This window comes from Rhizobium sp. RU33A (assembly GCF_900156055.1).
In the GTDB taxonomy this organism is placed as follows: Bacteria; Pseudomonadota; Alphaproteobacteria; order Rhizobiales; family Rhizobiaceae; genus Allorhizobium.
In genome coordinates, this window is record NZ_FTMQ01000002.1 from 950,881 (window position 1) to 970,360 (window position 19,480).

Sequence of the window (19,480 nt, forward strand, 5' to 3'; positions counted from 1 at the left end):
TCAGGTCCTGTTCCATTGTTACCGGAAACAAGAGTGGCGCAGCACGAGTTCGATTTCATAGCCCGCAACGGGCGTAAGCTCCGCTCGTTCTGGCGCCTGCCGAATGCCGTCTGGTGGGTGGCAAGGATCGGAACCGCCGGTTATCCGCCGCGAATTCGTCGCAGGCTCGCGGTTACCAACATCATCGCAGCGATGGTCAGCCTGATGACCATTCCCTACGTGCTGCTCTACGTGGCCTATGACTGGTATGGCCTGCTACCCGCGATCATTGCCTTTTCTCCTCAGGTGATCTTCTACGCGCTGACCCCCTATTTTCACCGCTACGGACCGATTTCTGGGGCGCTTTACCTGTGCACGATCTGGCTGATCTTCGGGATCGGCTACTGCATGTTCTTTGGCCGGGAATCGGGGCTGCATTTCTATTTTCTGCCCGGGGCGGCGGCTTCCATGCTCGTCTTCGGAGCCGAGCGGCTATTGCTTTCCGCCTTTGTCACCATTGTCGGACTGGCCGCCTTCCTTGCGACCGAGATCCTCTTCGTGGCGCCGCTCGACTTCATCCGGGTCGAGCCGATTTTTCTGAATACGCTCTACTACCTGACAGTCCCCTTTGCCTTTCTCCTGATCTTTACCACCTCCTTCTTTGCCTTCAAGGAGGCGGCTCAGGCAGAGATGGCGCTGGAATCCGAGCATGAGTTTTCAGAGCGCCTGCTGCAGAACATCCTGCCGCAGGCGGTGGCAAATCGGCTTCGCGACCACCGGACGCAGGTCGTGGCCGACCAGATCCCCTCTGCCACCATCCTGTTCGCCGATATCGTCGACTTCACGCCACGGGCGGCACGCTGGCAGCCGCAACAGGTCATTGCCTTCCTCGGGCGTGTGTTCTCGCAATTCGATGCGATTGCCAGCGCGCATGGTCTGGAGAAGATCAAGACGATTGGTGATGCCTATATGGTGGCCGGCGGTCTTCCGGAGCCGAAGCCGGATCACGAGACGGCGGTCGCTCTGATGGCGCTCGATATCATCGCCTGTTGCCGCAAGATTTCGGAGCAGGTGGGCGAGGTGGTCGAGGTTCGCATCGGCCTCGACACCGGGCCGGTGGTGGCCGGTGTGATCGGCACCAACAAGCTCCTTTACGATGTCTGGGGCGATACGGTGAATACGGCGGCGCATATGGAATCCCATGGCGTTGCCGGTCGCATTCAAGTCGCCGACTGTCTGAAACAGCGGCTGGAAGGCCGTTTCGATTTCGAGCTGCGCGGCGAGATCGAAGTCAAGGGCAAGGGGCCGATGCGCGTCTGGTTCTTGACGGGCGTCAAGAACGAGTCTTTCCCCGTAACATGACTCGACCCTTGCTGGTTTTACCTCTTGTTTCTCCGGCCCAATGTCCTACATCTGCGAAGATCGGTGATAAAGACGCCGTTGAACGGCTTGATTTGTTGATTTTCCCTGTCCAGCCACCAGAAAGGCTTGACGCGAGGAAAAATTGTGGGAATCACCAATCCAAGCACACAAGGGTGAAGTGGGTTCGGACGGATCTCTGGTATGATGACCGGTCATGCAGACAAACAAGTTTTTGGCGCTGCGACCGCAATGCCCATAGTTAAGCAGGAATTAAGCAACACTCCGTTAGGTCAGTGACAGCTATCCGCCCGGGTGAGTGGTTCGTCTCCCATTCCTCCGGCGGCAAGCCGCATGATCAGACGTCAGGGAAAGCGACAAGATAAATGGCATCGAAAGTCAAAGAAAACGAAGAAGCCGACAGCGAACGCGACGGCGCGCCGGACGGTCCGCTTCTCGATCTTTCCGATGACGCGGTCAAAAAGATGATCAAGGCCGCGAAAAAACGCGGCTATGTCACCATGGATGAACTGAACTCGGTTCTGCCGTCGGAGGAAGTGACCTCCGAGCAGATCGAGGACACCATGGCCATGCTTTCCGACATGGGCATCAACGTCATCGAAGACGAAGACGTCGATGAAGCCCAGAGCGGGGAAGACGACGCCGAGGAAGAAGGCGAGAGCGAAGGCGGCGAACTGGCGCCGACGGCCGGCACGGCTGTTGCAACCGCCAAGAAGAAAGAGCCGACAGACCGCACCGACGATCCGGTGCGCATGTATCTGCGCGAAATGGGCTCCGTCGAGCTTCTGTCGCGCGAAGGCGAAATCGCGATCGCGAAGCGCATCGAGGCTGGCCGCGAGACGATGATCTCCGGCCTCTGTGAGAGCCCGCTGACCTTCCAGGCGCTGATCATCTGGCGCGACGAACTCAACGAAGGCACGACACTGCTGCGCGAGATCATCGATCTCGAAACCACCTATTCCGGTCCGGAAGCCAAGGCCGCACCGCAGTTCCAGTCTCCTGAAAAGATCGAAGCCGACCGCAAGGCTGCCGAAGAAAAGGAACGCGAACGCGCCAAGCGCCGTCCGCAGACCGCGTCCGGCGACGACGACGACATCACCGCCATGGGCGGCGAGGGCCTGCCGCAGGAAGAAGAGGAAGAGGACGAGGACGAATCGAACCTGTCGCTGGCTGCGATGGAATCGGAACTGCGTCCGCAGGTCATGGAGACCCTCGACCTCATCGCCGATACCTACAAGAAGCTGCGCAAGCTGCAGGACCAGCAGGTGGAGGCACGTCTCGCCTGTGCCGGCACGCTGTCATCCGGCCAGGAGCGTCGCTACAAGGAGCTGAAGGATCAGTTGGTCACGGCGGTCAAGTCGCTGTCGCTCAACCAGAACCGAATCGACAGCCTCGTCGAGCAGCTCTACGACATCTCCAAGCGCCTGATGCAGAATGAGGGCCGCCTGCTGCGTCTCGCTGAAAGCTACGGCGTCAAGCGTGACTCGTTCCTCGAACAGTACCAGGGTGCAGAACTCGATCCGAACTGGATGAAGTCGATCGCCAATCTTTCGGCGCGTGGCTGGAAGGATTTCGCCCGCGAGGAAAACCAGACGATCCGCGATATCCGTGGCGAAATCCAGAACCTCGCCACCGAAACCGGCATCTCGATCGCCGAGTTCCGTCGCATCGTGTCCATGGTGCAGAAGGGCGAACGCGAAGCACGTATCGCCAAGAAGGAAATGGTCGAGGCAAACCTGCGTCTCGTCATCTCGATCGCCAAGAAGTACACGAACCGCGGTCTTCAGTTCCTCGACCTCATTCAGGAAGGCAATATCGGCCTGATGAAGGCGGTCGACAAGTTCGAGTATCGCCGTGGTTACAAGTTCTCGACCTATGCGACCTGGTGGATCCGTCAGGCGATCACCCGTTCGATCGCCGACCAGGCCCGCACGATCCGTATTCCGGTGCACATGATCGAAACGATCAACAAGATCGTTCGTACCTCGCGCCAGATGCTGCACGAGATCGGTCGCGAGCCCACGCCGGAAGAACTGGCCGAAAAGCTCGCCATGCCGCTCGAAAAGGTCCGCAAGGTCCTGAAGATCGCCAAGGAGCCGATCTCGCTCGAAACCCCCGTGGGTGACGAAGAGGATAGCCACCTCGGCGACTTCATCGAGGACAAGAACGCGCTTCTGCCGATCGACGCCGCCATCCAGGCGAACCTGCGCGAGACGACGACCCGCGTTCTCGCATCGCTTACGCCGCGTGAAGAACGCGTTTTGCGCATGCGCTTCGGCATCGGCATGAACACCGACCATACGCTCGAAGAAGTCGGTCAGCAGTTCTCGGTTACCCGTGAACGTATCCGTCAGATCGAGGCCAAGGCGCTGCGCAAGCTGAAGCATCCGAGCCGGTCGCGGAAGCTCAGAAGCTTCCTGGACAGCTGATTTGGACATGGATGTTTGACATCAGGACCCGTCGGAGCAATCCGGCGGGTTTTTTGTTTTTGTCAGATCGCAATAACCGGATGGGCAATCGTGCTGCAAGCTGTGGCCATAACCTTGTCGAGCGTGGCCACCGTGAGACCATGGCTGACAGCGATTGCAATGTGGAGGCTGTCACCGGCTCGCAGGCCCAATTCGGTCCGATCGCAGAGCCTGGCGGCGGCATGGTAGTCGGATGAAGACACTGGCAACATGACCAGCGAACGGGTGACGAGTTGATTGAATGCGGCGAGAGCTTGTGCCTTCTGCGTCATGTCGATTTGCCCTATGCGCAGTTTAAGAGACAGGGCTGACGAGAATTCCGTCATGGTCCAACCGCTTATATGGAGTGATCCCGGTTCCTGATTTCGCAACCAAGCATACACACGGTCCGCTGCTGGCTCGTTCGTTAGAAGCGCGACGAGAACAGAAGTGTCGACATAGGCCATCAATAGCGGTCTTCGTCGCGCAGACGGCGGATGCCGCTATCGTCGGTTTGCGGCATCTGCCTGATCACACTGTCGAGCCATACGAAATCGATCGCTTCGCGAGCCTGATCGGCAGGCACGAGTCGGGCAACCGCCTTCCCATGACGCTCTATCTCGATCGTCTCGCCCTGTTCGGCTTTTGCGATGAGGTCGCTCAGACGCTCTTTAGCGGTCGCAATGCTTACGGTTGTCATGCAGGCCGCTCCCAAACACGGATTACTGGAACTATCGCCATGATAATCCTATCTGCAGTCGGAGAAAAGAATTGGCGTCGCTAAGTTCTGCACAGGGATTGGATTAAACCTCCCTATTTGCCGCAATCGTCGCTATGGATCGGATCATGACGGATACCAAGACGACAGGCTGGCGGCGCTTCGGGGGAGGGCTGACCCTTTCTCTGCTGCTGCACGGGCTTGCAGTGGCCATTTTCCTGTTGAGTTTCGATAGTCCTGTCGAGCTTTCGCCTGAAGAACAGGCAGTTGAGGTGACGCTGGTTGCGCCGCCGCCTGAACCGGAGGCCGAGCCGGAGCCTGCACCAGAGCCCGCGCCTGAGGCGGCGGAGCCTCCGCCCGAGGAAACGGCTGAGGCCGAGCCGCTACCGCCCGAGCCGGAGCCTGAGCCGCCAGCACCGGAACCGGAACCGGAAGTCGAACCCGAACCGCAGCCGGAACCCGTCGAGCAACCACCCGTGCCCGAACCAGAACTGCCCGACGCAGCATCTGCCCCCATTCCGGTGCTGCGGCCGGTGGTGCGCTTTGGCGAGACAGACAGCGGACCGGAACTCTCTCGCGGGACTGAAGCCGAGGCAGAGACAGCCGAGAAGGCTCAGACGCAGGAAGAGGCGGACGAAGTCGCCGATGCTGCGCCGACGCTGGCGCAGCCCGAGATCACGCTGCCAGAAGCCCCGCCACTCGATGGAGCGCTGCCGGAGGCTGCTGCGGAGACCAACGAGGGGGAAGGCGAGGCCGAAGCCAGCACCCAGGACGAAGCGACCGACCCTGCCGTGGTTGCGGCAATCTCCGAGGCACAGCTTGAGCCGCGGGAGGTGAGCGAGCTTTTCTCCTCGGCGATTTCAGGGGATCGGGCGGCGATGACGGCCATGGCCGGGCTGACGCGTCAGGAGCGCGGGGATCAGCTGTGCGGGACCGAACTCAGCCAGCAGCTTCGCAATGGGACGCCGGCCTATGTGCCCTACTTCCTGCCGATCCTGCGCCTGCGGGAGGGCAATGTGGTCGACGTGCCGCTTGCGGCCTTCCGTGATGTCGACGGGTCGTGGATCAATATCGCCGTGCGCTGCGAGGTCGATGATGACGCGACCGAGGTGGTGCGCTTCTCGCTGTCGGTGGGCAAGGCTGTTCCGCGCTCGGAATGGGCGGAGCGCGGCTTTCCGGACAGCTGAGGCACACGCGGTTACCCGAGCGCTTTCCGGATGACCGCCATGAAAATGCGGGCGCCGATTGCGGTCAGGTCATCCGGATAGTCGTAGTCGGGATTGTGCAGGGCAGGGTGGTTTTCGCCGGCGCCCAGGAAGAACATCGCCGAGGGGCAGACGGCGCGCAAACGGCCGAAATCTTCCGATGCCCGCATGGGCAGGTTGCCTTCATCGAAGCGGATCGCCTCCGCCTGCAGAGCCGCTTCCAGATGCGCTACGGCTTCCGGAGCATTCTCGCAGTGGAAGAAGATGTCGTGATAGCTGATGCCGTGCTGCAGCCCGGCGGTCCGCGCGGCCTCCGTCACGAGTGCTTCCGCCCTTTCGCAGAGATCCGCCATCCGATCGTCGACCAGGGTTCTCAACGTCACCCAGATTTCTGCATTACCCGGCGCAATGCCGAAGGCCTGTTCGCCGAGCGCGGCGTGGGTGACTGTTGCCAGCGTGAAGTCCGTCGATGGCGGTGCGCCATGGGAGAGGGCTGTGAGTTCCGGCATCAGATGGGACATCGCCGCCATCGGCGAGACGCCCGTTTCCGGCTGCGAGGCATGGGCGGTCTTGCCCGAAAGCCTGATCTTCATGCCGCGGGATGCGCAGTTCACCGGGCCGCTCTTCAGCGCCACGGTGCCGAAGGCAAGGCCCGGCATGTTGTGCAGGGAATAGGCGAAATCCGGCCGGATTTCATCGAGACGCGGATCGGCGAGCACGGCAGCGGCCCCGCTTCCGTCTTCTTCTGCAGGCTGCCAGAGCAGCACCACGCGTCCCTTGCCGACGGGTTGCCGGGACAGGCCGCGGGCCAGCGCCAGAAGGATGGTAGAGTGACCGTCATGGCCGCAAAGATGGCCCTTGCCTGCAATCGTCGAACGGTGGGAGGCTTGCGACTTCTCCTCGATCGGCAGGGCATCGAGTTCGGCGCGGATGAGAAGCGTGGGGCCCGTCAGCCCGCTGTCGAAGACGGCGGCGATACCATGACCGCCGAGATCCGTCACGATCCCAGAGGGTGCGAGTGGCTGCAAGGCATCGACCACGCGCCGGGCGGTCTCCCGCTCTTCGCCCGATACTTCCGGATGGCGATGCAGCTCGTGCCGAAAAGCCTGAAGCTCTATCACATCGCGGTTGGTCAGAAACATCGGCCCCTCCTCATGACATCCTGTACCCGGTCTATACCACCGCAGGCCGTCGCCCAAGTCGAAGCGGGCTCAAGTTCACAGGATCAGCTTGATAGCGATGACTGCCATGACGAGGGCGATCAGGCCATCGAGAATACGCCAGGCGACGGGCCTGGCGAACAAAGGGGCAAGCAGGCGTGCGCCATAACCCAGGCTGAAGAAGAAGGTGAAGGACGCGGTCATCGCGCCCAGCGCAAAGGCCGTCTCCTGTCCGGCATAGCGGGTCGAGATCGAACCCAGCAGCACGACCGTATCGAGATAGACATGCGGGTTGAGCCAGGTGAAGGCGAGGCAAGTGAGAAAGGCGGTCTTGAGGCTCGTTGCGGTGGTTTCGCCCGTCCTGAGGCTGGCACCACCCACCCAGGCCGCATGGGCACTGCGCAGCGCATAGACGGTGAGAAAAGCGGCCCCGCCATAGCGCATCACCGGTTCCAGCCAGTCAAGGCGTGACAGAACCGTCGCAAAACCCGCGACACCCAGAGCAATCAGGATTGCATCGGAGATCGCGCAGGTCAGGACAAGCGGCAGCACATGCTCCCGCCGCAGACCCTGACGCAAGATGAAGGCATTCTGCGCGCCGATCGCGACAATGAGGCTGAGACCGAGCAGGAAACCGGCGGTGGCGGCAGTGAACATGGCGAACTCCCGTTGGCGATTCCGCTTTGACTAAGCGCCCTAGTCAGATTAGAACAGCTAATAAGTCTAATGCAGGATAAGGGTTTCTGATGTTTGATCCTTCCCAGCTCGCCGCCCTGTCTGCCGTTCTTCGGGCGGGCAGTTTCGAGCGTGCCGCCCAGATGCTGCATGTGACCCAATCGGCAATTTCACAGCGTCTGCGCCAGCTCGAGGAGCAGGTCGGCACATCGCTCGTCATCCGCTCGCAGCCATGCCGGGCGACCGAGGCCGGGGAGCGCCTGTTTCGCCACGCTGAAGAGGTGCGTCTCCTGGAGCAGGGGGTGCGCCGCGATCTCGGGCTTTCCACTCAAGCAGGTGGCAACGCCGCCGGCTTCCCAACGCTGCGGCTTGCCGTCAATGCCGATAGCCTGGCGACCTGGTTCGTGGCTGCCATGCAGGATATCGAGGGCGTCTTGTTCGATCTCGTCATCGACGATCAGGATCACAGTGCCGACTGGTTGAAGCGCGGCGAGGTGAGGGCTGCGATCAGCGGCTCGGCCAAACCGGTCCAGGGATGCGATTGCCGACCACTCGGAACGCTGCGCTATCTGGCGACCGCAAGCCCTCGGTTCATGGCCCAATGGTTCGAGGGTGATAGGGTGACCGCAGCCAGCCTCGGCCGGGCTCCTGTCATCACCTTCAACTCCAAGGACCGGCTCCAGCTCCGCTGGGCGGAGGGGGCGCTGGGTGTCGCAACAACTGGTCCCTCGCATTGGCTGCCCTCCAGCCACGCCTTTGTCGATGCAGCCATTGCCGGCCTCGGCTGGGGCATGAACCCCGAACTGCTTGCCGGCGCCGCTCTTTCCGACGGACGTTTACGGGAAGTTTTGCCGGGAAAGCCGCTCGACGTGCCGCTCTACTGGCATGTCAGCCGCTCCGTGGCCGGCGCGATGAAACCGGTCACCGAAGCCGTGGTCCGTGCGTCCGCCCGTGTGTTGCGTCCAATTCCGTGACGCCAGGGCGGCTGGGGCAGCACCTTGCTTCCCGCGCTGACAGGCCTATCTTCTCTGAGAAGAAGGAGAAGCCCATGTCCCTGAAAGAACAGACACTTGCCGTCATCGACGCCCTCAATCGTCATGACTTCGATACGCTTCTCCCGATGTTCGAAGAGGAGGCGGTGCTCGACCTGCCGGATGGTATCCGGGTGATCGGCCATGCATCCTTCCGCGATACGCTGGCGGCTTATGTTCTGCGCCATGGCATCACACTGTCGGATCATGTGGTGATGGCGGACGCTGCAGGCTTTCGCGTTGCGGTGGAATGTACGCTGAACGGTTCGGACCGCCGCGACGCCGACGGCGGGGTAGGCGGCGACGAGGGCCCCTATGCCCTGCCAGCCGTCCTCGTGCTTGAGCGCGATAGCGATCTGTTCCTGCGGCTCAGCCTGTACGCGGGAACGCGCCCTTAAGCGAGGCGCTTCTCAGCCGGTGCCGAGATAGGCCTCCAAGACCGTCACGATCATCGCATGATCCTCTTCCGACTTCAGGCCGGAGACGGTGATTGCGGCGACGACGCCGGTGCCTTCCACCCGGACCGGAAAGCTGCCGCCGTGATCGGCATAGTCCATAGGATCAAGGCCGATGTCTGCGGACACGCTGCGGCCACGGGCGCGGTTGAGTTCTCCGACGCGAAGCGAGGCCTTATGCATGCGCAGCGTCACATTGCTCTTGCGGCGCGCCCAATGGTCATTGTCGGGCGAGGCGCCGGGCAGGGCGGCGTGAAACAGCGTGCGGTCGGAGGTGCGGATGTCGATGACCACGGGCGCCTTCTGCGACAGGGCCAATTCGACGATGCGCTGGCCGATTTCGAGCGCCACCCTTTCATCGAAGCTCTTGAAAACGAGCAGGCTTTCCTGTCTCTCGATGGTTTCGATCAGGCTCATGATGGGCGGTCCTCCGTTTGTCGGCGCGAGACTATAGAGGGCGGTCCGGATAGGCTAGGGGCGGCGTCTTGTTCTCCCCGGCGAAGCATGAAGGGATGTTTGATATGGCAATGCAGCGACTGGTGATCGCCACCCGCGGACAGGGTCTTTACGAGTTCACGGATGGCGCCGGCAGATTTCTTGCGGAGAGCGGCGTCGACGAAGGCGTCATGACCGTCTTCGTGCGCCACACCTCCTGTTCGCTTCTGATCCAGGAGAATGCCGATCCCTCGGTGCAGGTGGATCTCAAGGCTTTTTTCCGCCGCCTCGTGCCACCGACGACGCATTCGTCGATGGATTACATCACCCATCGCGATGAAGGTCCGGATGACATGCCAGCGCATATCAAGGCGGCGCTTCTACCGGTGTCGCTCTCCGTTCCCTTTTCCGAGGGGCGCTTACTGCTCGGAACATGGCAGGGGATCTATCTCTTCGAACACCGCGATAGTCCACACAGGCGCGAGGTCGTCCTGCATGTCTGAGACGGCGGGGTGCCTCTGCCAGATAAAGTGAACCGTGGCTGAATGACGGATTCGGACTGCATTCAGCCAGTCGCATCTACTCTCTCCTCAATCGCTCGTAACGGCGGGATGGAAACGAAGGCGCCGGGTCGCGCCAATTCTAGGAGAGAGAAAATGATCGGCATGCTTCGCAAAATCGGTCTCGCAGCCATCGTATCGGTCATCGCGACCACTGGCCTTGCCAGCACGGCTTCGGCCGACAGCTGGGGCGTCTACATCGAAGGCCCCCGCCATGGCGGCCCCGGCTGGGATCGTCCGGGCCATCGCCCGGGTTGGGACCGTCCGGGTTGGGATCGTCCCCGCGGCGGTGAATGCCGTCCGCATCAGGCCGTTGAAAAGGCGGGCTGGAACGGTCTGCGCCGCGCCTTCGTCGCCGATGTCACCCCGCGGCGCGTGGTGGTCGCCGGTGTCCGCCACGGCGGTCGCGACCGGATGGTCTTCGCCAATGTCCGCGGCTGCCCGGTCATTCGCCACTGACGCCATAGCGGCGGTGCCGATCGGCTTTCGCCCGAACGCTTGAGCCTTGATCGCCCGTTGCCCGGGCCATGCAACAAGGGGCCAGACAAGACCCCGGCTGCATGGCCCGATTTTTTCATATCGGTCGATCCCGATGCCTTGAAGACGCCCGAATCGATTGCCATATCAGCGTCAACCCGCTGGTCCGGGCCCCTCTGGTAAGAGCCTCCGGCGCTCTTGCGATGTCGGACCTTTTTCGACACCGCTGCCGGTCCAAGGACCAGTCCATGAGACACCACCACTCCATCCTGATTTCACCGGGCCGATTCCCGGCGCATGACGGCGTACATCCGCGCCCGGGCATGCCGAAGCCGCGCATTGCTCTGCCGAGCCCTCTTGCCCAGTCGTCGGTAAGGTCGGAGGCTCTCCGATGATCGGCGAATGGATCGCAGCGCTCTTTGCCGCCTTCGTCATCGATCCTGTCGAGGCGGATATTCGCCAGAGGCTCGAGGAGATGCAGGCGCCTGTGCAGGTCGTCGCCCAGGTGGGTGACTGTCTTCGGACCACCGGCCCCGTACTTGTCGACCGCGCGAGCGGGGATCTGTGGTGGGCGGCCACGACGGCGATATCGGTGACGACCGGGCTGACAAGCCCGGCGGAATTGCTCGATGCCGGCAACCCGGCCTGTGCGCCCATCGCCGGCTATCTCATTTCCGCGGATGCGGAGGCCTGATTCATGACCGAGGAGGAACTTCAACCCATGACACTGACCGTTGTCAAAAATGCCGCCCAATCCGCTCACCCGCATGAAGAGGACGGGCTTGGAAGTATCCGTGCCCGGCGCAACCTGCTTGCTGGCTACTGGGCCGGCTCGCTGATCGGCTTTACCGGCGACGACCTCGGGCGCTACGCCCGGGATCTGCACGCCGTCGATCATGTCGTGGCAGGCGACAGCGACGTGATCGCGCGGCTATCGCGGGATCTGGCGACCGCAGGACACCAGATCAGCAAGGTTGATATCGAGGCAGCACTGCGCCGCTTTCACGTCCAGGCGCTGAAGGACACCGGCTGCACCGAATAAGCATCTGGTTCCAAGCCTATCCAGATGGGCAATCGCTTGACGCTGTTCAGGTGTCGTTTGGTGATTGCCCGATCTGGCGTTGTTTCCCGCGAAAGACACGCTACACTCCCCATGTCACCATCAGCACGCTCGGGGAGGAGCATTGTTATGAGACGTATGTGGCCGGAGGAATTCAGTTCTCTTCTCGATGGTGCGGAGGAGGTCACGCTGATCAGCCCCGCCCGCCAGGGCGAGGATGGTTCGCATAGCGAGGCGATCCGTCGCCAGGCACTCAAGGTGCGCCTGACACAGGCGGACTTCGAACGCATCTGGCCGCTTGCCGAAGCACGCTACCGCCTGCAGGGCCAGCGTAGCGGCAAGGCGATCACCCTGATCGTCAACAATCCCCATTACAGTCAATGGCACCCCGCCGACGGTGGCACGGTCGAAAGCGTCTCCGACGCCGGCCGTCCCTACTCGACACACCATGTCGTGGTGCATTTCCTTCTCGATGATGTTCGGGAGACGGCGGACGCCTGAGGGGTGCCCTCGCCAGGCGGATAGTGTGGTGGGGCGGAATACAATCTCTGACGGTTGCTGACCGTGCTCGGTCAGCAACTCGTTTCAGGAGGCCGTAGCCACGCATGTAAACGGCCATGCTGCCCAGCTGGACCAAGCGGGGTCATGCTGCCCGGTCTGCCATCGCCGCCTGTCGCGACTGACAGGGCGCTGCCGGAAGCGTGCTGTTAATCCCGTCCCACTTTTCACATGCGACGGTTGTGTGCGAGCTAGCAGCAGCCGCTATAGGCCTGGTTCCATTCTGCGAGGGCTGCTTCGATGAGGGGCCAGTCGCGATTCAATGTTTCAAATCGTCGAACCGACTGCCGGTAGGAACTGCGCAGCTCGTTTTCGAGGGCATCGATGTCTATTCCGGGCAGACGTCCCTGCGCGACAATGGTCTTCCCCGCAACGATCACCTGCAGGACATGTCGCGCGTTTGCGCGCGCAAAGAACAGGTCGACGGGTTCGACGTCCATGATCCTGTCGCGATCAAGGCGGTCATAGTCGAGCTCGAGGAAGTCGGCCGGTTCTCCGACCGCGATCCTGCCGGTGCCGGGCGAACCGATCGCCTGTCGTCCATGAGCAATGCTCTGCAGGAGGAAGTCTTGTCGCGACCAGTTCTTGGCAAAGCCGGTTCCGCCGTGCAGGGCATTGGCAAGCCGGATCTCGCGGATCATGTCATCGTCCTCGTCGAAGGCCTGACCATCCACGCCGATCGCGACATGACAGCCTCGCTGCCAAGCGCCGGCAACGGGTCCGAGGCCGGATCGCAGGTGCAGATTGGATCCGGAGTTCGTGACGATGCGACAACCTGCCTCCGCAATCATGTCCAGTTCGTGTGGACGGGCATGGACGCAATGCGCCAGAGTCAATCGCGGCGAGAGCAGGCCGATGTGCTTGAGATAGCTGACGATCCCTTGCGGGAAGGTAAGGTCCGCCCATCGTCTCTGATATGGTGTCTCAAGGAGGTGCATATGCACCCTCCGACCAGTGTCCGCAGAGCGCCGAGCGATGGCCTGGAGCAGTTCGTCGGAACACCATTGCACGCCCGCCGGTCCGAATTGCACATCGACCATCGGTCCCTGGATGGCTTCGGCGATCTGTTCCGTCGTTTCGATCAGGCGCTCGGGAGATAGGGGTGGCCGGCAAAAGGTCTCTCGCAGCAGAGCCGCGGTGCTGGCCGGAAGCTTGTCGAAGAGCGCCGTTTCGTCACCATAGACGAGCGGATTTTCGTCTCTCAGCGCCGGGGCGAAGGCAATCCTGACGCCGACGTCCCGTGCGGCCCGTGCGACTTCGCAGGCTTCTTCGACAGGGTCGAGCTTGCCGCTGGGCCGTGTGTAGTGAACCATGACCGCACCGCAGCCGGAAAGGGCCGCCCGCGCGAGCGGCGCCAAGGCGGCCTTGTAAGCATCCGGCGGGGTCGCAAGGATCGTTCTCGGCAACCATGCCTCGAGAGGCAGAAAGGCGGTCCCGAAGGATGACATTGGCATCGGGCGTACATGATCGTGTGCATTGGCCAATGCCGGCATCACCAATGTGCGCGGGATCCCTGTCGTCAAGGCGCCGGCGTCTTCCACGGCCGTGATAATGCCGTGCTCCCACCGAATACGGCGCTCCTTCTGCGGGCCTTGAGGCTCGCCGATCGTGTGGCTCGCGTATAGCTCTCCCGAATGGGTCATCGGTTCTGTTCCCGCGATAAGGTGAAACCAGCCGCTGAGCCGTTGCCGCGGGGATCATGGGCACCTTCCACATTTCTATCGTCGGACAGGCGGATCACACCTGCCTGGCCAAAAATCGGAGAGAGGGCGGGGAGCATCGCGACTTCATGGCCGAGAGCTGAAAGTGCTTCGGCCTCCTCAGGAGGCAGCGATCCCTCGATCTTCAGGCTGTCACGGGTGTCGGAGAAGGTTCGCCCTAGCAGGAAACGTGGCTGGGCCAGCGCCGCTTGGGGCGTCATGCCGTCGTCTATCAGGCTGGTCAGCAGCACGGACAGCGTCTGTGGCTGACCGTCGGCACCCTGCGTGCCGTAGAGGAGAGAGGGTTCGCCGTCCCGGATCGCGATGCCCGGGTTGAGGGTGTAGAAGGGGCGCTTGCCGGGCGCCAGGCAATTCGGGTGGCCGGGTTCAGTCGAAAAGGCTGCGCCACGATTTTGCCAGAGGATGCCTGTCCCGGGTACGATCACGCCACTGCCCCAATCGAAATATGTGCTCTGCAGGACGCTGGCGCAGCGTCCCTGAGGATCTGCAACGGCAAAGAAGACGGTATCTGCGCTGTTGACCGGATGAGGCCACGCCATGGCGGATGCGGGATCGATCCTGCCCGCTGCGGCGTCGAGCGTGCCTGCTTCGAGCATGGCTGCGGCCGGGTCATGCTTTCCAGTATCGAAATCCGGATCGGCGATCGATGACCGCTTCAGGAAAGCCTGCTTGGTCGCCTCGACAAGCAGATGGATCCGGGCAGCGGTTCCCGGGGTCGTCTCTGCGAGATCGAACCGGGAGAGGATGCCCATGATGGCAAGCGTCGAGCAGCCCTGTGTTGGGGGTGGCGGGGCAAGCAGCAGCGTTCCGCGATAATCCAGCGCCAGCGGATCGACCTCACGCGTGCGAGTGGCAGCCAGATCTGAGGCGTTTAGCGGCGATCCTGTTTTTGCCAAGCCATCCGCGATCGCTTCCGCTAGGGACCCCTCGTAGAAGCTGCGGTATCCGTCATTCGCAAGGGACCGCAGGCTTGCAGCCAACTCCGGTTGACGCAGGAGCCCCGCGTCGCTGCGATGGTTGAAGATTTCGGAAAATCCGGGCCATGCGGGATGATCGTCAGCGCGAAAATCCAGCCAGAAATCCTGGGAAGGGCTTGGGACATAGCCGCCCTCTGCCAGTTCGATCGCCGGGGCTATCAGGTCCGAAAAACTTTCCTGACCGGCCCAGTTTGCTCCGCTGAAGGTGAGTGCATGACCCCAGCTGTCAACCGCGCAGGCAGAAGTCAGCATCGATGACGGGCCACGGGTTGGAATGGCGTCTTTGGGAACAGTGACCCCGGCGGCCGCCTGGCCTATGCCGAGAAAGCAGCGACGGCGCCCCTCCCGATCGCAGACCAACCAGACGGCATCACCCCCAAGGCCGCAAAAATGGGGCATGACCACCGCGAGCACTGCGGCTACTGCGACTGCCGCTTCGATTGCGTTGCCTCCGCGTTCCAGCACGGCCCTGCCGGCCTCCGTTGCGAGCGGGTGAGGGCTCACGACCATGCCTGTTTCCAATGGGTGGGAACGTGTTGGCTGCATTGTAATCGCTCGTTCGGTTTCGGGGCCGGCGGCAGGATGCCGCCGGCCGGGCTATTGGATCAGTTGACCGTGTAGGTGAGTTTGCGCTCTTCGAGCGGCGGCAGGAACTGGCGGTCGAAGATCTGCTCGGCCGTCGGCTTGGACGGCAACTGATAGCCTTCGGCCACGATGTCGATGGAGCGGGCAAGGCGGCTGTCATCGACATCGCCCAGTCCGAGCTTTTCGACTTCCGGGGAGACGATCAGGTTCTCGTATGAGAATTCCAGGCGATCGTGCTCCAGATCGCGCTTGACGAGGTTGTCGTAAGCGACGACGGAATCCATGCCCTTTTCAGTGTCGAGCCCGATTTCGATAGCGGCCTTGTTGACCGCGCGGACCAGGCCGGCGACCGCCTGAGGGTTCTCGGCAATCAGCTTCTGCGACACCATAAGGCCGTTCGAGTAGAGGTCGAGGCCGTGATCACCGAACAGCAGCCAGTTATAGTCCTTTGCGGGATCCTGGCGGTTGTTGATCAGGTTGAACCAGCTGGTGATGTTGAACACCAGTGCACCGTCGATATCGCCTTTGATCAGCATGGGTTCCTGCAGGTTCGGACCCATGTTGTCGATCCTGACCTGGGCCATGTCGACCTTGTTGAGGGTGGCCAGGACGGTGACCAGGCGGGTCGTCGGCGTTCCCTGCGCTCCACCGAGCGTCTTGCCGACGAGGTCGGCCGGCGTGGTGATATTGGTCTCCTTTTTGCTGACGATGGCGAAGGGTGGCTTGTTCCAAAGCTGGTAGACCATCACAGGCGCTTCATCCGGGCGGGTCGCGGCATTCTGGATGATGGCGTTGATATCGCCGAAGCCGGCATCATAGGTACCCGACATGATGCGAGTGACGGTGGCTGCCGAGCCTTCGCCCTGGTCAATGGTCACGTCGAGGCCTTCCGCTTCGAAGTAGCCGGCTTCCTTGGCCAGAAGAAAGGCAGCGTCCGATCCTTGCGTCTTCCAGCCCAGCGTGAACTTGATTGCGGTGTCGGCTAGCGCCGCGCTGTTGAGGCAAAGGCCAAGAGCGACGGTGGAGAGAAATGTCTTCAGCATGGTGAGCTCCGATTGTTCGAGGGTCAGGCGGTGGTGGTGAGATCATTGCGGCGGTTCGCCCAGCCGGCGACACGCATTTCGACGAGAGAGAAGGCGGCGTAGAGAAGCACGCCGAGCACTGCGAGAATGAACAGTCCCGCAAAGACCAGCGGCACGTCGAAATTCGAGGATGCCGTCATCATCACATTGCCGATGCCGCGATTGGAGGCGACGGTCTCCGACAGGACGGAGCCGACAAAGGCAAAGGTCGCGGCGATTTTCAGAGAGGCAAAGAAGAAGGGCATGGTGCGCGGCAGCCCGACATTCCACAGAATGTCCAGCTTGCTGGCGCCCATCGACTTCAGGACGTCCTCAAGTTCAGGCTCGGTGGTGGCCAGCCCTGTCGCGATGTTGACGACGATCGGGAAGAAGCACATGGCCAGCGCCGTCAGGATCGCCGGCACGGAACCGGATCCGAACCAGAGAACGAAGATCGGAACGACGGCCACCTTGGGGATCGAGGAAAAGCCGATCAGCAGGGGATAGGCCGTATCATAGGCAATCCTGGAGGTGCCGATACAAGCCCCGATCAGCAGGCCGACCGTGACGCCGAGGAGGAAGCCCACCATCGTCGTCCATAGTGTCTGCAGGATATGCGGCCAGAGGACATCGAAACGGTCCACCAGCGTCGCCATGACCTGCGAGGGGCGGGGCAGGACGAGGTCGGAAACCTGCAACGCGATGCAGAGGATTTCCCAGAGGCCGAAGAAGGCGAAGATCAGGAATGCTGCCCAGAAGCGGCGGCGAATGGTGTAGGACATCTCAGGCCTCCTCGGCGACGTCGGTGCGGGCATCGATAATCAGCTCGCGCAGGCGCTGGTTAAGCGCCGTGAATTCCGGCTCGAAGGTCATTGGGACCGTGCGGGGGCGGGCGAAGTCGACGGTGCTGTCGTCGATGATCCTGCCAGGGCGGGCGCTCATCACGCAGATGCGCGATGCCAGAAAGCCGGCTTCCTTGAGGTCATGCGTCACCAGCAGAACCGTCGGTTTGCGCTTCATCCAGAGCGACTGCATCGTCGCCCAGAGCTCCTCGCGGGTGAACTGGTCGAGCGCCCCGAAGGGTTCGTCGAGCAGGAGAAGGCTCGGTTCATGGACCAGGGCACGACAAAGATTGGCGCGCTGCAACATGCCCCCGGACAGCTGCCAGGGGTAGTGGTTTGCGAAGCGCTGTAGCCCGACGTCCGCCAGAAGGGTGTGGACGCGATCGCGGTACTCCGTATTCTTCTTGGAGCGGTACTGCGAGCGGAACGGGCGCACGATCTTCAAAGGCAGCATGACGTTGCGTTCGATGGTCAGCCAGGGAAGGAGCGTTGGGTTCTGGAAGGCCATGCCGATGCGCAGAGCCTTGGCGCTGACTTCCTTGCCGCCGACGATCACCGCACCGCTGCTCGGCTGCAACAGGCCGGAGGCCAGTTTCAGAATAGTAGACTTGCCGCAGCCGGACGGGCCGACGAGCGCGAGGAACTCGCCCTCGGCAATCTTGAGGCTCGTTTCCTGCAAGGCCGCAACTGCTCTTTCTCCGCGGCCAAAGGATACAGCCGCCTGCGACAGCTCTACCGCCACAGGATGTCTGTCTCTCGTTTCTGAATAATCGATCATGCACCTCACCTTCAGTTGCTGCGAGAGGTGTATGCAATGGGCGTGCCAGACGGGCACACGGGAGACGGAAGGTAGGAATCAAGGCGGTTTCAACGACACGAAATGTCCATACGAAAAGTGCATGCAATTAATTTGTGCAGTTTGCTTGCTGTCGCGGCATTGATGCGAGTTGAAAAAGCGGCGTCGGTGGATTATCCAGAGCGGCATGAAGGGAACTTGTCATGGCATCTGAGAAGCGTCGGCCGCGGAGCGAAATCGATCGCGTCCAGGGCATTTGCCATGCTCTGCGCACGGCCATCATCGAACGCGCGCTTTTGCCGGGCGACCGGTTGCCCGAAGATGCACTTGGTGAACGTTTTGGTGTCAGCCGCACGATCGCCAGGCACGCGCTTGGTCAGCTGGCAGCCGAAGGTCTGGTGGATCTGAGGCGTAATCGGATCGCCGTCGTGGCGACACCTTCCTTCGAGGATGCCAGAGACATTTTCGACATCCGGGTCGACCTTGAACGTCAGGTGGTGCGTCATCTCGCGGGTAAGCTGACGGACACGCAAGTCAAACAGTTGAAGGCGATCGTTGAGGCAGAGCATGAAGCGCGCCATGGCGCAGAAGGCACATCAATCCGCCTCGCGACAGAATTCCATGTCCGGCTTGCGGAGATGACTGGCAAGCCAATACTCATTCGCTACGTGACTGAGATCTGCTACCGCGCCGGCCTGTCCCTGTCCGCCTTTGCGCGTCCTCATTCCTCCGACTGCGCCGTCAGCGAGCATCTGGAGTTGATCGACGCCATCCAGCAGGGACCCGCCGAGCGGGCCTGCACGTTGATGGATGAACATCTGGAGGCTGTCGCATCCCGGGCGCTGTTGCAAAGCTCAGGCGCCAGAAGCCGAGATCTGATGAATATCCTTGCGCCCTACGCCGATTGAAACTGTCTTAAGCGGCGATCTCATTGTCGAGCGCAGGAGGGGTCGAGGATCCATTCGGCGCTGTCGTTCCACACGTCGGTCTCGACGATGAGCCCGTGGCGCACGACGAAGCGGTCGACATAGCGATTGTTGTCGAAGCCTCGGCCATCCGGCCATTCACCGTAGAGGTAGCCGAGGCTGTAGATGATCGTCTCACCGTCGCCGGGCACAACGTCATAGCGCTCGATGCGCTTCTTTACCCATTTGTAGCGGGAGGCGTTGAAGCCTGTGGGACCGCTTGGGCTATCGAACACCCGGTTGCCTGTGAACCTGCAGACGAAGCTTGCATCGACATATCGGGCTGCCCGTACGGGGTCTGGCGCCATGGAGGCCTCCAGGTAATCTTTGACTGCCTGCAGGTCGCGCTGCGCAATGTCGTTCATTTTTTATCCCCGTCTGTTGCCATGATCG

Annotated in this window: 22 protein-coding genes; 11 read left to right on the forward strand and 11 right to left on the reverse strand. The window is 61.8% G+C overall.

Features of this window, described 5'->3' with window-relative positions; all coding sequences use genetic code 11:
* The first annotated feature begins 33 nt into the window (after positions 1-33).
* Both BW978_RS10490 and rpoD read left to right on the forward strand, forming a co-directional pair.
* Positions 34-1,341 carry an adenylate/guanylate cyclase domain-containing protein gene (locus BW978_RS10490; RefSeq protein WP_076394733.1) on the forward strand — a complete coding sequence of 436 codons (1,308 nt, stop codon included), beginning with the start codon at positions 34-36 and terminating at the stop codon, positions 1,339-1,341.
* 383 nt (positions 1,342-1,724) lie between these two features.
* Positions 1,725-3,788 (forward strand): RNA polymerase sigma factor RpoD, encoded by a 2,064-nt coding sequence (rpoD, locus tag BW978_RS10495; RefSeq protein ID WP_076394735.1) that lies wholly within the window; start codon positions 1,725-1,727, stop codon positions 3,786-3,788.
* 62 nt (positions 3,789-3,850) lie between these two features.
* Here the strand turns inward: rpoD and BW978_RS10500 are convergent, their stop codons facing one another.
* Entirely contained in the window at positions 3,851-4,273 is a 423-nt protein-coding gene (locus tag BW978_RS10500) for a type II toxin-antitoxin system VapC family toxin (RefSeq protein WP_076394737.1), read from the reverse strand.
* A complete protein-coding gene (locus BW978_RS10505; RefSeq protein ID WP_069043746.1) occupies positions 4,273-4,506 on the reverse strand; it encodes a type II toxin-antitoxin system Phd/YefM family antitoxin in 234 nt (77 codons plus the stop codon). The genes BW978_RS10500 and BW978_RS10505 overlap by 1 nt, the downstream gene beginning before the upstream one ends.
* A gap of 146 nt (positions 4,507-4,652) precedes the next feature.
* Between BW978_RS10505 and BW978_RS10510 the strand changes: the two genes are divergently transcribed.
* Positions 4,653-5,711: a DUF930 domain-containing protein gene (locus BW978_RS10510; protein WP_076394739.1), complete on the forward strand. Its 1,059-nt coding sequence runs from the start codon at positions 4,653-4,655 to the stop codon at positions 5,709-5,711.
* An 11-nt stretch (positions 5,712-5,722) separates the two neighbouring features.
* Here the strand turns inward: BW978_RS10510 and BW978_RS10515 are convergent, their stop codons facing one another.
* Positions 5,723-6,871: an amidohydrolase gene (locus BW978_RS10515; protein WP_076394741.1), complete on the reverse strand. Its 1,149-nt coding sequence runs from the start codon at positions 6,869-6,871 to the stop codon at positions 5,723-5,725.
* A gap of 75 nt (positions 6,872-6,946) precedes the next feature.
* Entirely contained in the window at positions 6,947-7,546 is a 600-nt protein-coding gene (locus BW978_RS10520; RefSeq protein ID WP_076394743.1) for a LysE/ArgO family amino acid transporter, read from the reverse strand.
* Positions 7,547-7,635: 89 nt separating this feature from the next.
* Here BW978_RS10520 and BW978_RS10525 point away from each other — a divergent pair, with 89 nt between their 5' ends.
* The gene (locus tag BW978_RS10525; RefSeq protein WP_175616868.1) at positions 7,636-8,538 is read left to right on the forward strand and encodes a LysR family transcriptional regulator ArgP; all 903 of its coding nucleotides are present in this window, start codon (positions 7,636-7,638) and stop codon (positions 8,536-8,538) included.
* 74 nt (positions 8,539-8,612) lie between these two features.
* Complete coding sequence (locus tag BW978_RS10530) at positions 8,613-8,993, forward strand: YybH family protein (protein WP_076394747.1); 381 nt, start codon at positions 8,613-8,615, stop codon at positions 8,991-8,993.
* A gap of 12 nt (positions 8,994-9,005) precedes the next feature.
* Here BW978_RS10530 and BW978_RS10535 read toward each other — a convergent pair whose 3' ends face one another.
* Entirely contained in the window at positions 9,006-9,467 is a 462-nt protein-coding gene (locus BW978_RS10535) for a heme-degrading domain-containing protein (protein WP_076394749.1), read from the reverse strand.
* 104 nt (positions 9,468-9,571) lie between these two features.
* Between BW978_RS10535 and BW978_RS10540 the strand changes: the two genes are divergently transcribed.
* From BW978_RS10540 to BW978_RS10560, 5 genes are all read left to right on the forward strand, one after another.
* On the forward strand, positions 9,572-9,988 hold the full coding sequence (locus BW978_RS10540) for a secondary thiamine-phosphate synthase enzyme YjbQ (protein ID WP_076394751.1): 417 nt from the start codon (positions 9,572-9,574) through the stop codon (positions 9,986-9,988).
* A 162-nt stretch (positions 9,989-10,150) separates the two neighbouring features.
* The gene (locus BW978_RS10545) at positions 10,151-10,504 is read left to right on the forward strand and encodes a hypothetical protein (RefSeq protein WP_175616872.1); all 354 of its coding nucleotides are present in this window, start codon (positions 10,151-10,153) and stop codon (positions 10,502-10,504) included.
* 409 nt (positions 10,505-10,913) lie between these two features.
* Complete coding sequence (locus BW978_RS10550) at positions 10,914-11,216, forward strand: hypothetical protein (RefSeq protein WP_076394755.1); 303 nt, start codon at positions 10,914-10,916, stop codon at positions 11,214-11,216.
* 27 nt (positions 11,217-11,243) lie between these two features.
* On the forward strand, positions 11,244-11,564 hold the full coding sequence (locus BW978_RS10555) for an ATPase inhibitor subunit zeta (protein ID WP_076394757.1): 321 nt from the start codon (positions 11,244-11,246) through the stop codon (positions 11,562-11,564).
* Between the two features lie 147 nt (positions 11,565-11,711).
* Positions 11,712-12,083 carry a hypothetical protein gene (locus BW978_RS10560; protein WP_076394759.1) on the forward strand — a complete coding sequence of 124 codons (372 nt, stop codon included), beginning with the start codon at positions 11,712-11,714 and terminating at the stop codon, positions 12,081-12,083.
* Positions 12,084-12,331: 248 nt separating this feature from the next.
* On the opposite strand, the gene BW978_RS10565 is transcribed toward BW978_RS10560, so the two are convergent.
* The 5 genes from BW978_RS10565 to BW978_RS10585 form a co-directional block, all read right to left on the reverse strand.
* A complete protein-coding gene (locus tag BW978_RS10565; RefSeq protein WP_076394761.1) occupies positions 12,332-13,783 on the reverse strand; it encodes an amidohydrolase family protein in 1,452 nt (483 codons plus the stop codon).
* Entirely contained in the window at positions 13,780-15,348 is a 1,569-nt protein-coding gene (locus BW978_RS10570; protein WP_076394763.1) for a gamma-glutamyltransferase family protein, read from the reverse strand. The genes BW978_RS10565 and BW978_RS10570 overlap by 4 nt, the downstream gene beginning before the upstream one ends.
* Before the next feature lie 95 nt (positions 15,349-15,443).
* Complete coding sequence (locus tag BW978_RS10575; RefSeq protein ID WP_076394765.1) at positions 15,444-16,466, reverse strand: ABC transporter substrate-binding protein; 1,023 nt, start codon at positions 16,464-16,466, stop codon at positions 15,444-15,446.
* Positions 16,467-16,489: 23 nt separating this feature from the next.
* Positions 16,490-17,266: an ABC transporter permease gene (locus BW978_RS10580; RefSeq protein ID WP_076394767.1), complete on the reverse strand. Its 777-nt coding sequence runs from the start codon at positions 17,264-17,266 to the stop codon at positions 16,490-16,492.
* A 1-nt stretch (position 17,267) separates the two neighbouring features.
* Positions 17,268-18,104 (reverse strand): ABC transporter ATP-binding protein, encoded by an 837-nt coding sequence (locus tag BW978_RS10585; protein ID WP_076394769.1) that lies wholly within the window; start codon positions 18,102-18,104, stop codon positions 17,268-17,270.
* A gap of 221 nt (positions 18,105-18,325) precedes the next feature.
* On the opposite strand from BW978_RS10585, the gene BW978_RS10590 reads away from it, so the two are divergent.
* The gene (locus BW978_RS10590; protein WP_076394771.1) at positions 18,326-19,030 is read left to right on the forward strand and encodes a GntR family transcriptional regulator; all 705 of its coding nucleotides are present in this window, start codon (positions 18,326-18,328) and stop codon (positions 19,028-19,030) included.
* A gap of 20 nt (positions 19,031-19,050) precedes the next feature.
* Here the strand turns inward: BW978_RS10590 and BW978_RS10595 are convergent, their stop codons facing one another.
* On the reverse strand, positions 19,051-19,452 hold the full coding sequence (locus BW978_RS10595) for a hypothetical protein (RefSeq protein ID WP_076394773.1): 402 nt from the start codon (positions 19,450-19,452) through the stop codon (positions 19,051-19,053).
* Positions 19,453-19,480 lie beyond the last annotated feature (28 nt).

Coding starts and splice junctions, on each gene's coding strand:
- BW978_RS10565 (WP_076394761.1), bottom strand. CDS start 13,783: ATGACCCATTCGGGAGAGCTATACGCGAGCCACACGATCGGCGAGCCT.
- BW978_RS10580 (WP_076394767.1), bottom strand. CDS start 17,266: ATGTCCTACACCATTCGCCGCCGCTTCTGGGCAGCATTCCTGATCTTC.
- BW978_RS10520 (WP_076394743.1), bottom strand. CDS start 7,546: ATGTTCACTGCCGCCACCGCCGGTTTCCTGCTCGGTCTCAGCCTCATT.
- BW978_RS10515 (WP_076394741.1), bottom strand. CDS start 6,871: ATGTTTCTGACCAACCGCGATGTGATAGAGCTTCAGGCTTTTCGGCAC.
- BW978_RS10570 (WP_076394763.1), bottom strand. CDS start 15,348: ATGGTCGTGAGCCCTCACCCGCTCGCAACGGAGGCCGGCAGGGCCGTG.
- BW978_RS10525 (WP_175616868.1), top strand. CDS start 7,636: ATGTTTGATCCTTCCCAGCTCGCCGCCCTGTCTGCCGTTCTTCGGGCG.
- rpoD (WP_076394735.1), top strand. CDS start 1,725: ATGGCATCGAAAGTCAAAGAAAACGAAGAAGCCGACAGCGAACGCGAC.
- BW978_RS10560 (WP_076394759.1), top strand. CDS start 11,712: ATGAGACGTATGTGGCCGGAGGAATTCAGTTCTCTTCTCGATGGTGCG.
- BW978_RS10545 (WP_175616872.1), top strand. CDS start 10,151: ATGCTTCGCAAAATCGGTCTCGCAGCCATCGTATCGGTCATCGCGACC.
- BW978_RS10510 (WP_076394739.1), top strand. CDS start 4,653: ATGACGGATACCAAGACGACAGGCTGGCGGCGCTTCGGGGGAGGGCTG.
- BW978_RS10500 (WP_076394737.1), bottom strand. CDS start 4,273: ATGGCCTATGTCGACACTTCTGTTCTCGTCGCGCTTCTAACGAACGAG.
- BW978_RS10550 (WP_076394755.1), top strand. CDS start 10,914: ATGATCGGCGAATGGATCGCAGCGCTCTTTGCCGCCTTCGTCATCGAT.
- BW978_RS10540 (WP_076394751.1), top strand. CDS start 9,572: ATGGCAATGCAGCGACTGGTGATCGCCACCCGCGGACAGGGTCTTTAC.
- BW978_RS10585 (WP_076394769.1), bottom strand. CDS start 18,104: ATGATCGATTATTCAGAAACGAGAGACAGACATCCTGTGGCGGTAGAG.
- BW978_RS10575 (WP_076394765.1), bottom strand. CDS start 16,466: ATGCTGAAGACATTTCTCTCCACCGTCGCTCTTGGCCTTTGCCTCAAC.
- BW978_RS10505 (WP_069043746.1), bottom strand. CDS start 4,506: ATGACAACCGTAAGCATTGCGACCGCTAAAGAGCGTCTGAGCGACCTC.
- BW978_RS10555 (WP_076394757.1), top strand. CDS start 11,244: ATGACACTGACCGTTGTCAAAAATGCCGCCCAATCCGCTCACCCGCAT.
- BW978_RS10595 (WP_076394773.1), bottom strand. CDS start 19,452: ATGAACGACATTGCGCAGCGCGACCTGCAGGCAGTCAAAGATTACCTG.
- BW978_RS10590 (WP_076394771.1), top strand. CDS start 18,326: ATGGCATCTGAGAAGCGTCGGCCGCGGAGCGAAATCGATCGCGTCCAG.
- BW978_RS10530 (WP_076394747.1), top strand. CDS start 8,613: ATGTCCCTGAAAGAACAGACACTTGCCGTCATCGACGCCCTCAATCGT.
- BW978_RS10535 (WP_076394749.1), bottom strand. CDS start 9,467: ATGAGCCTGATCGAAACCATCGAGAGACAGGAAAGCCTGCTCGTTTTC.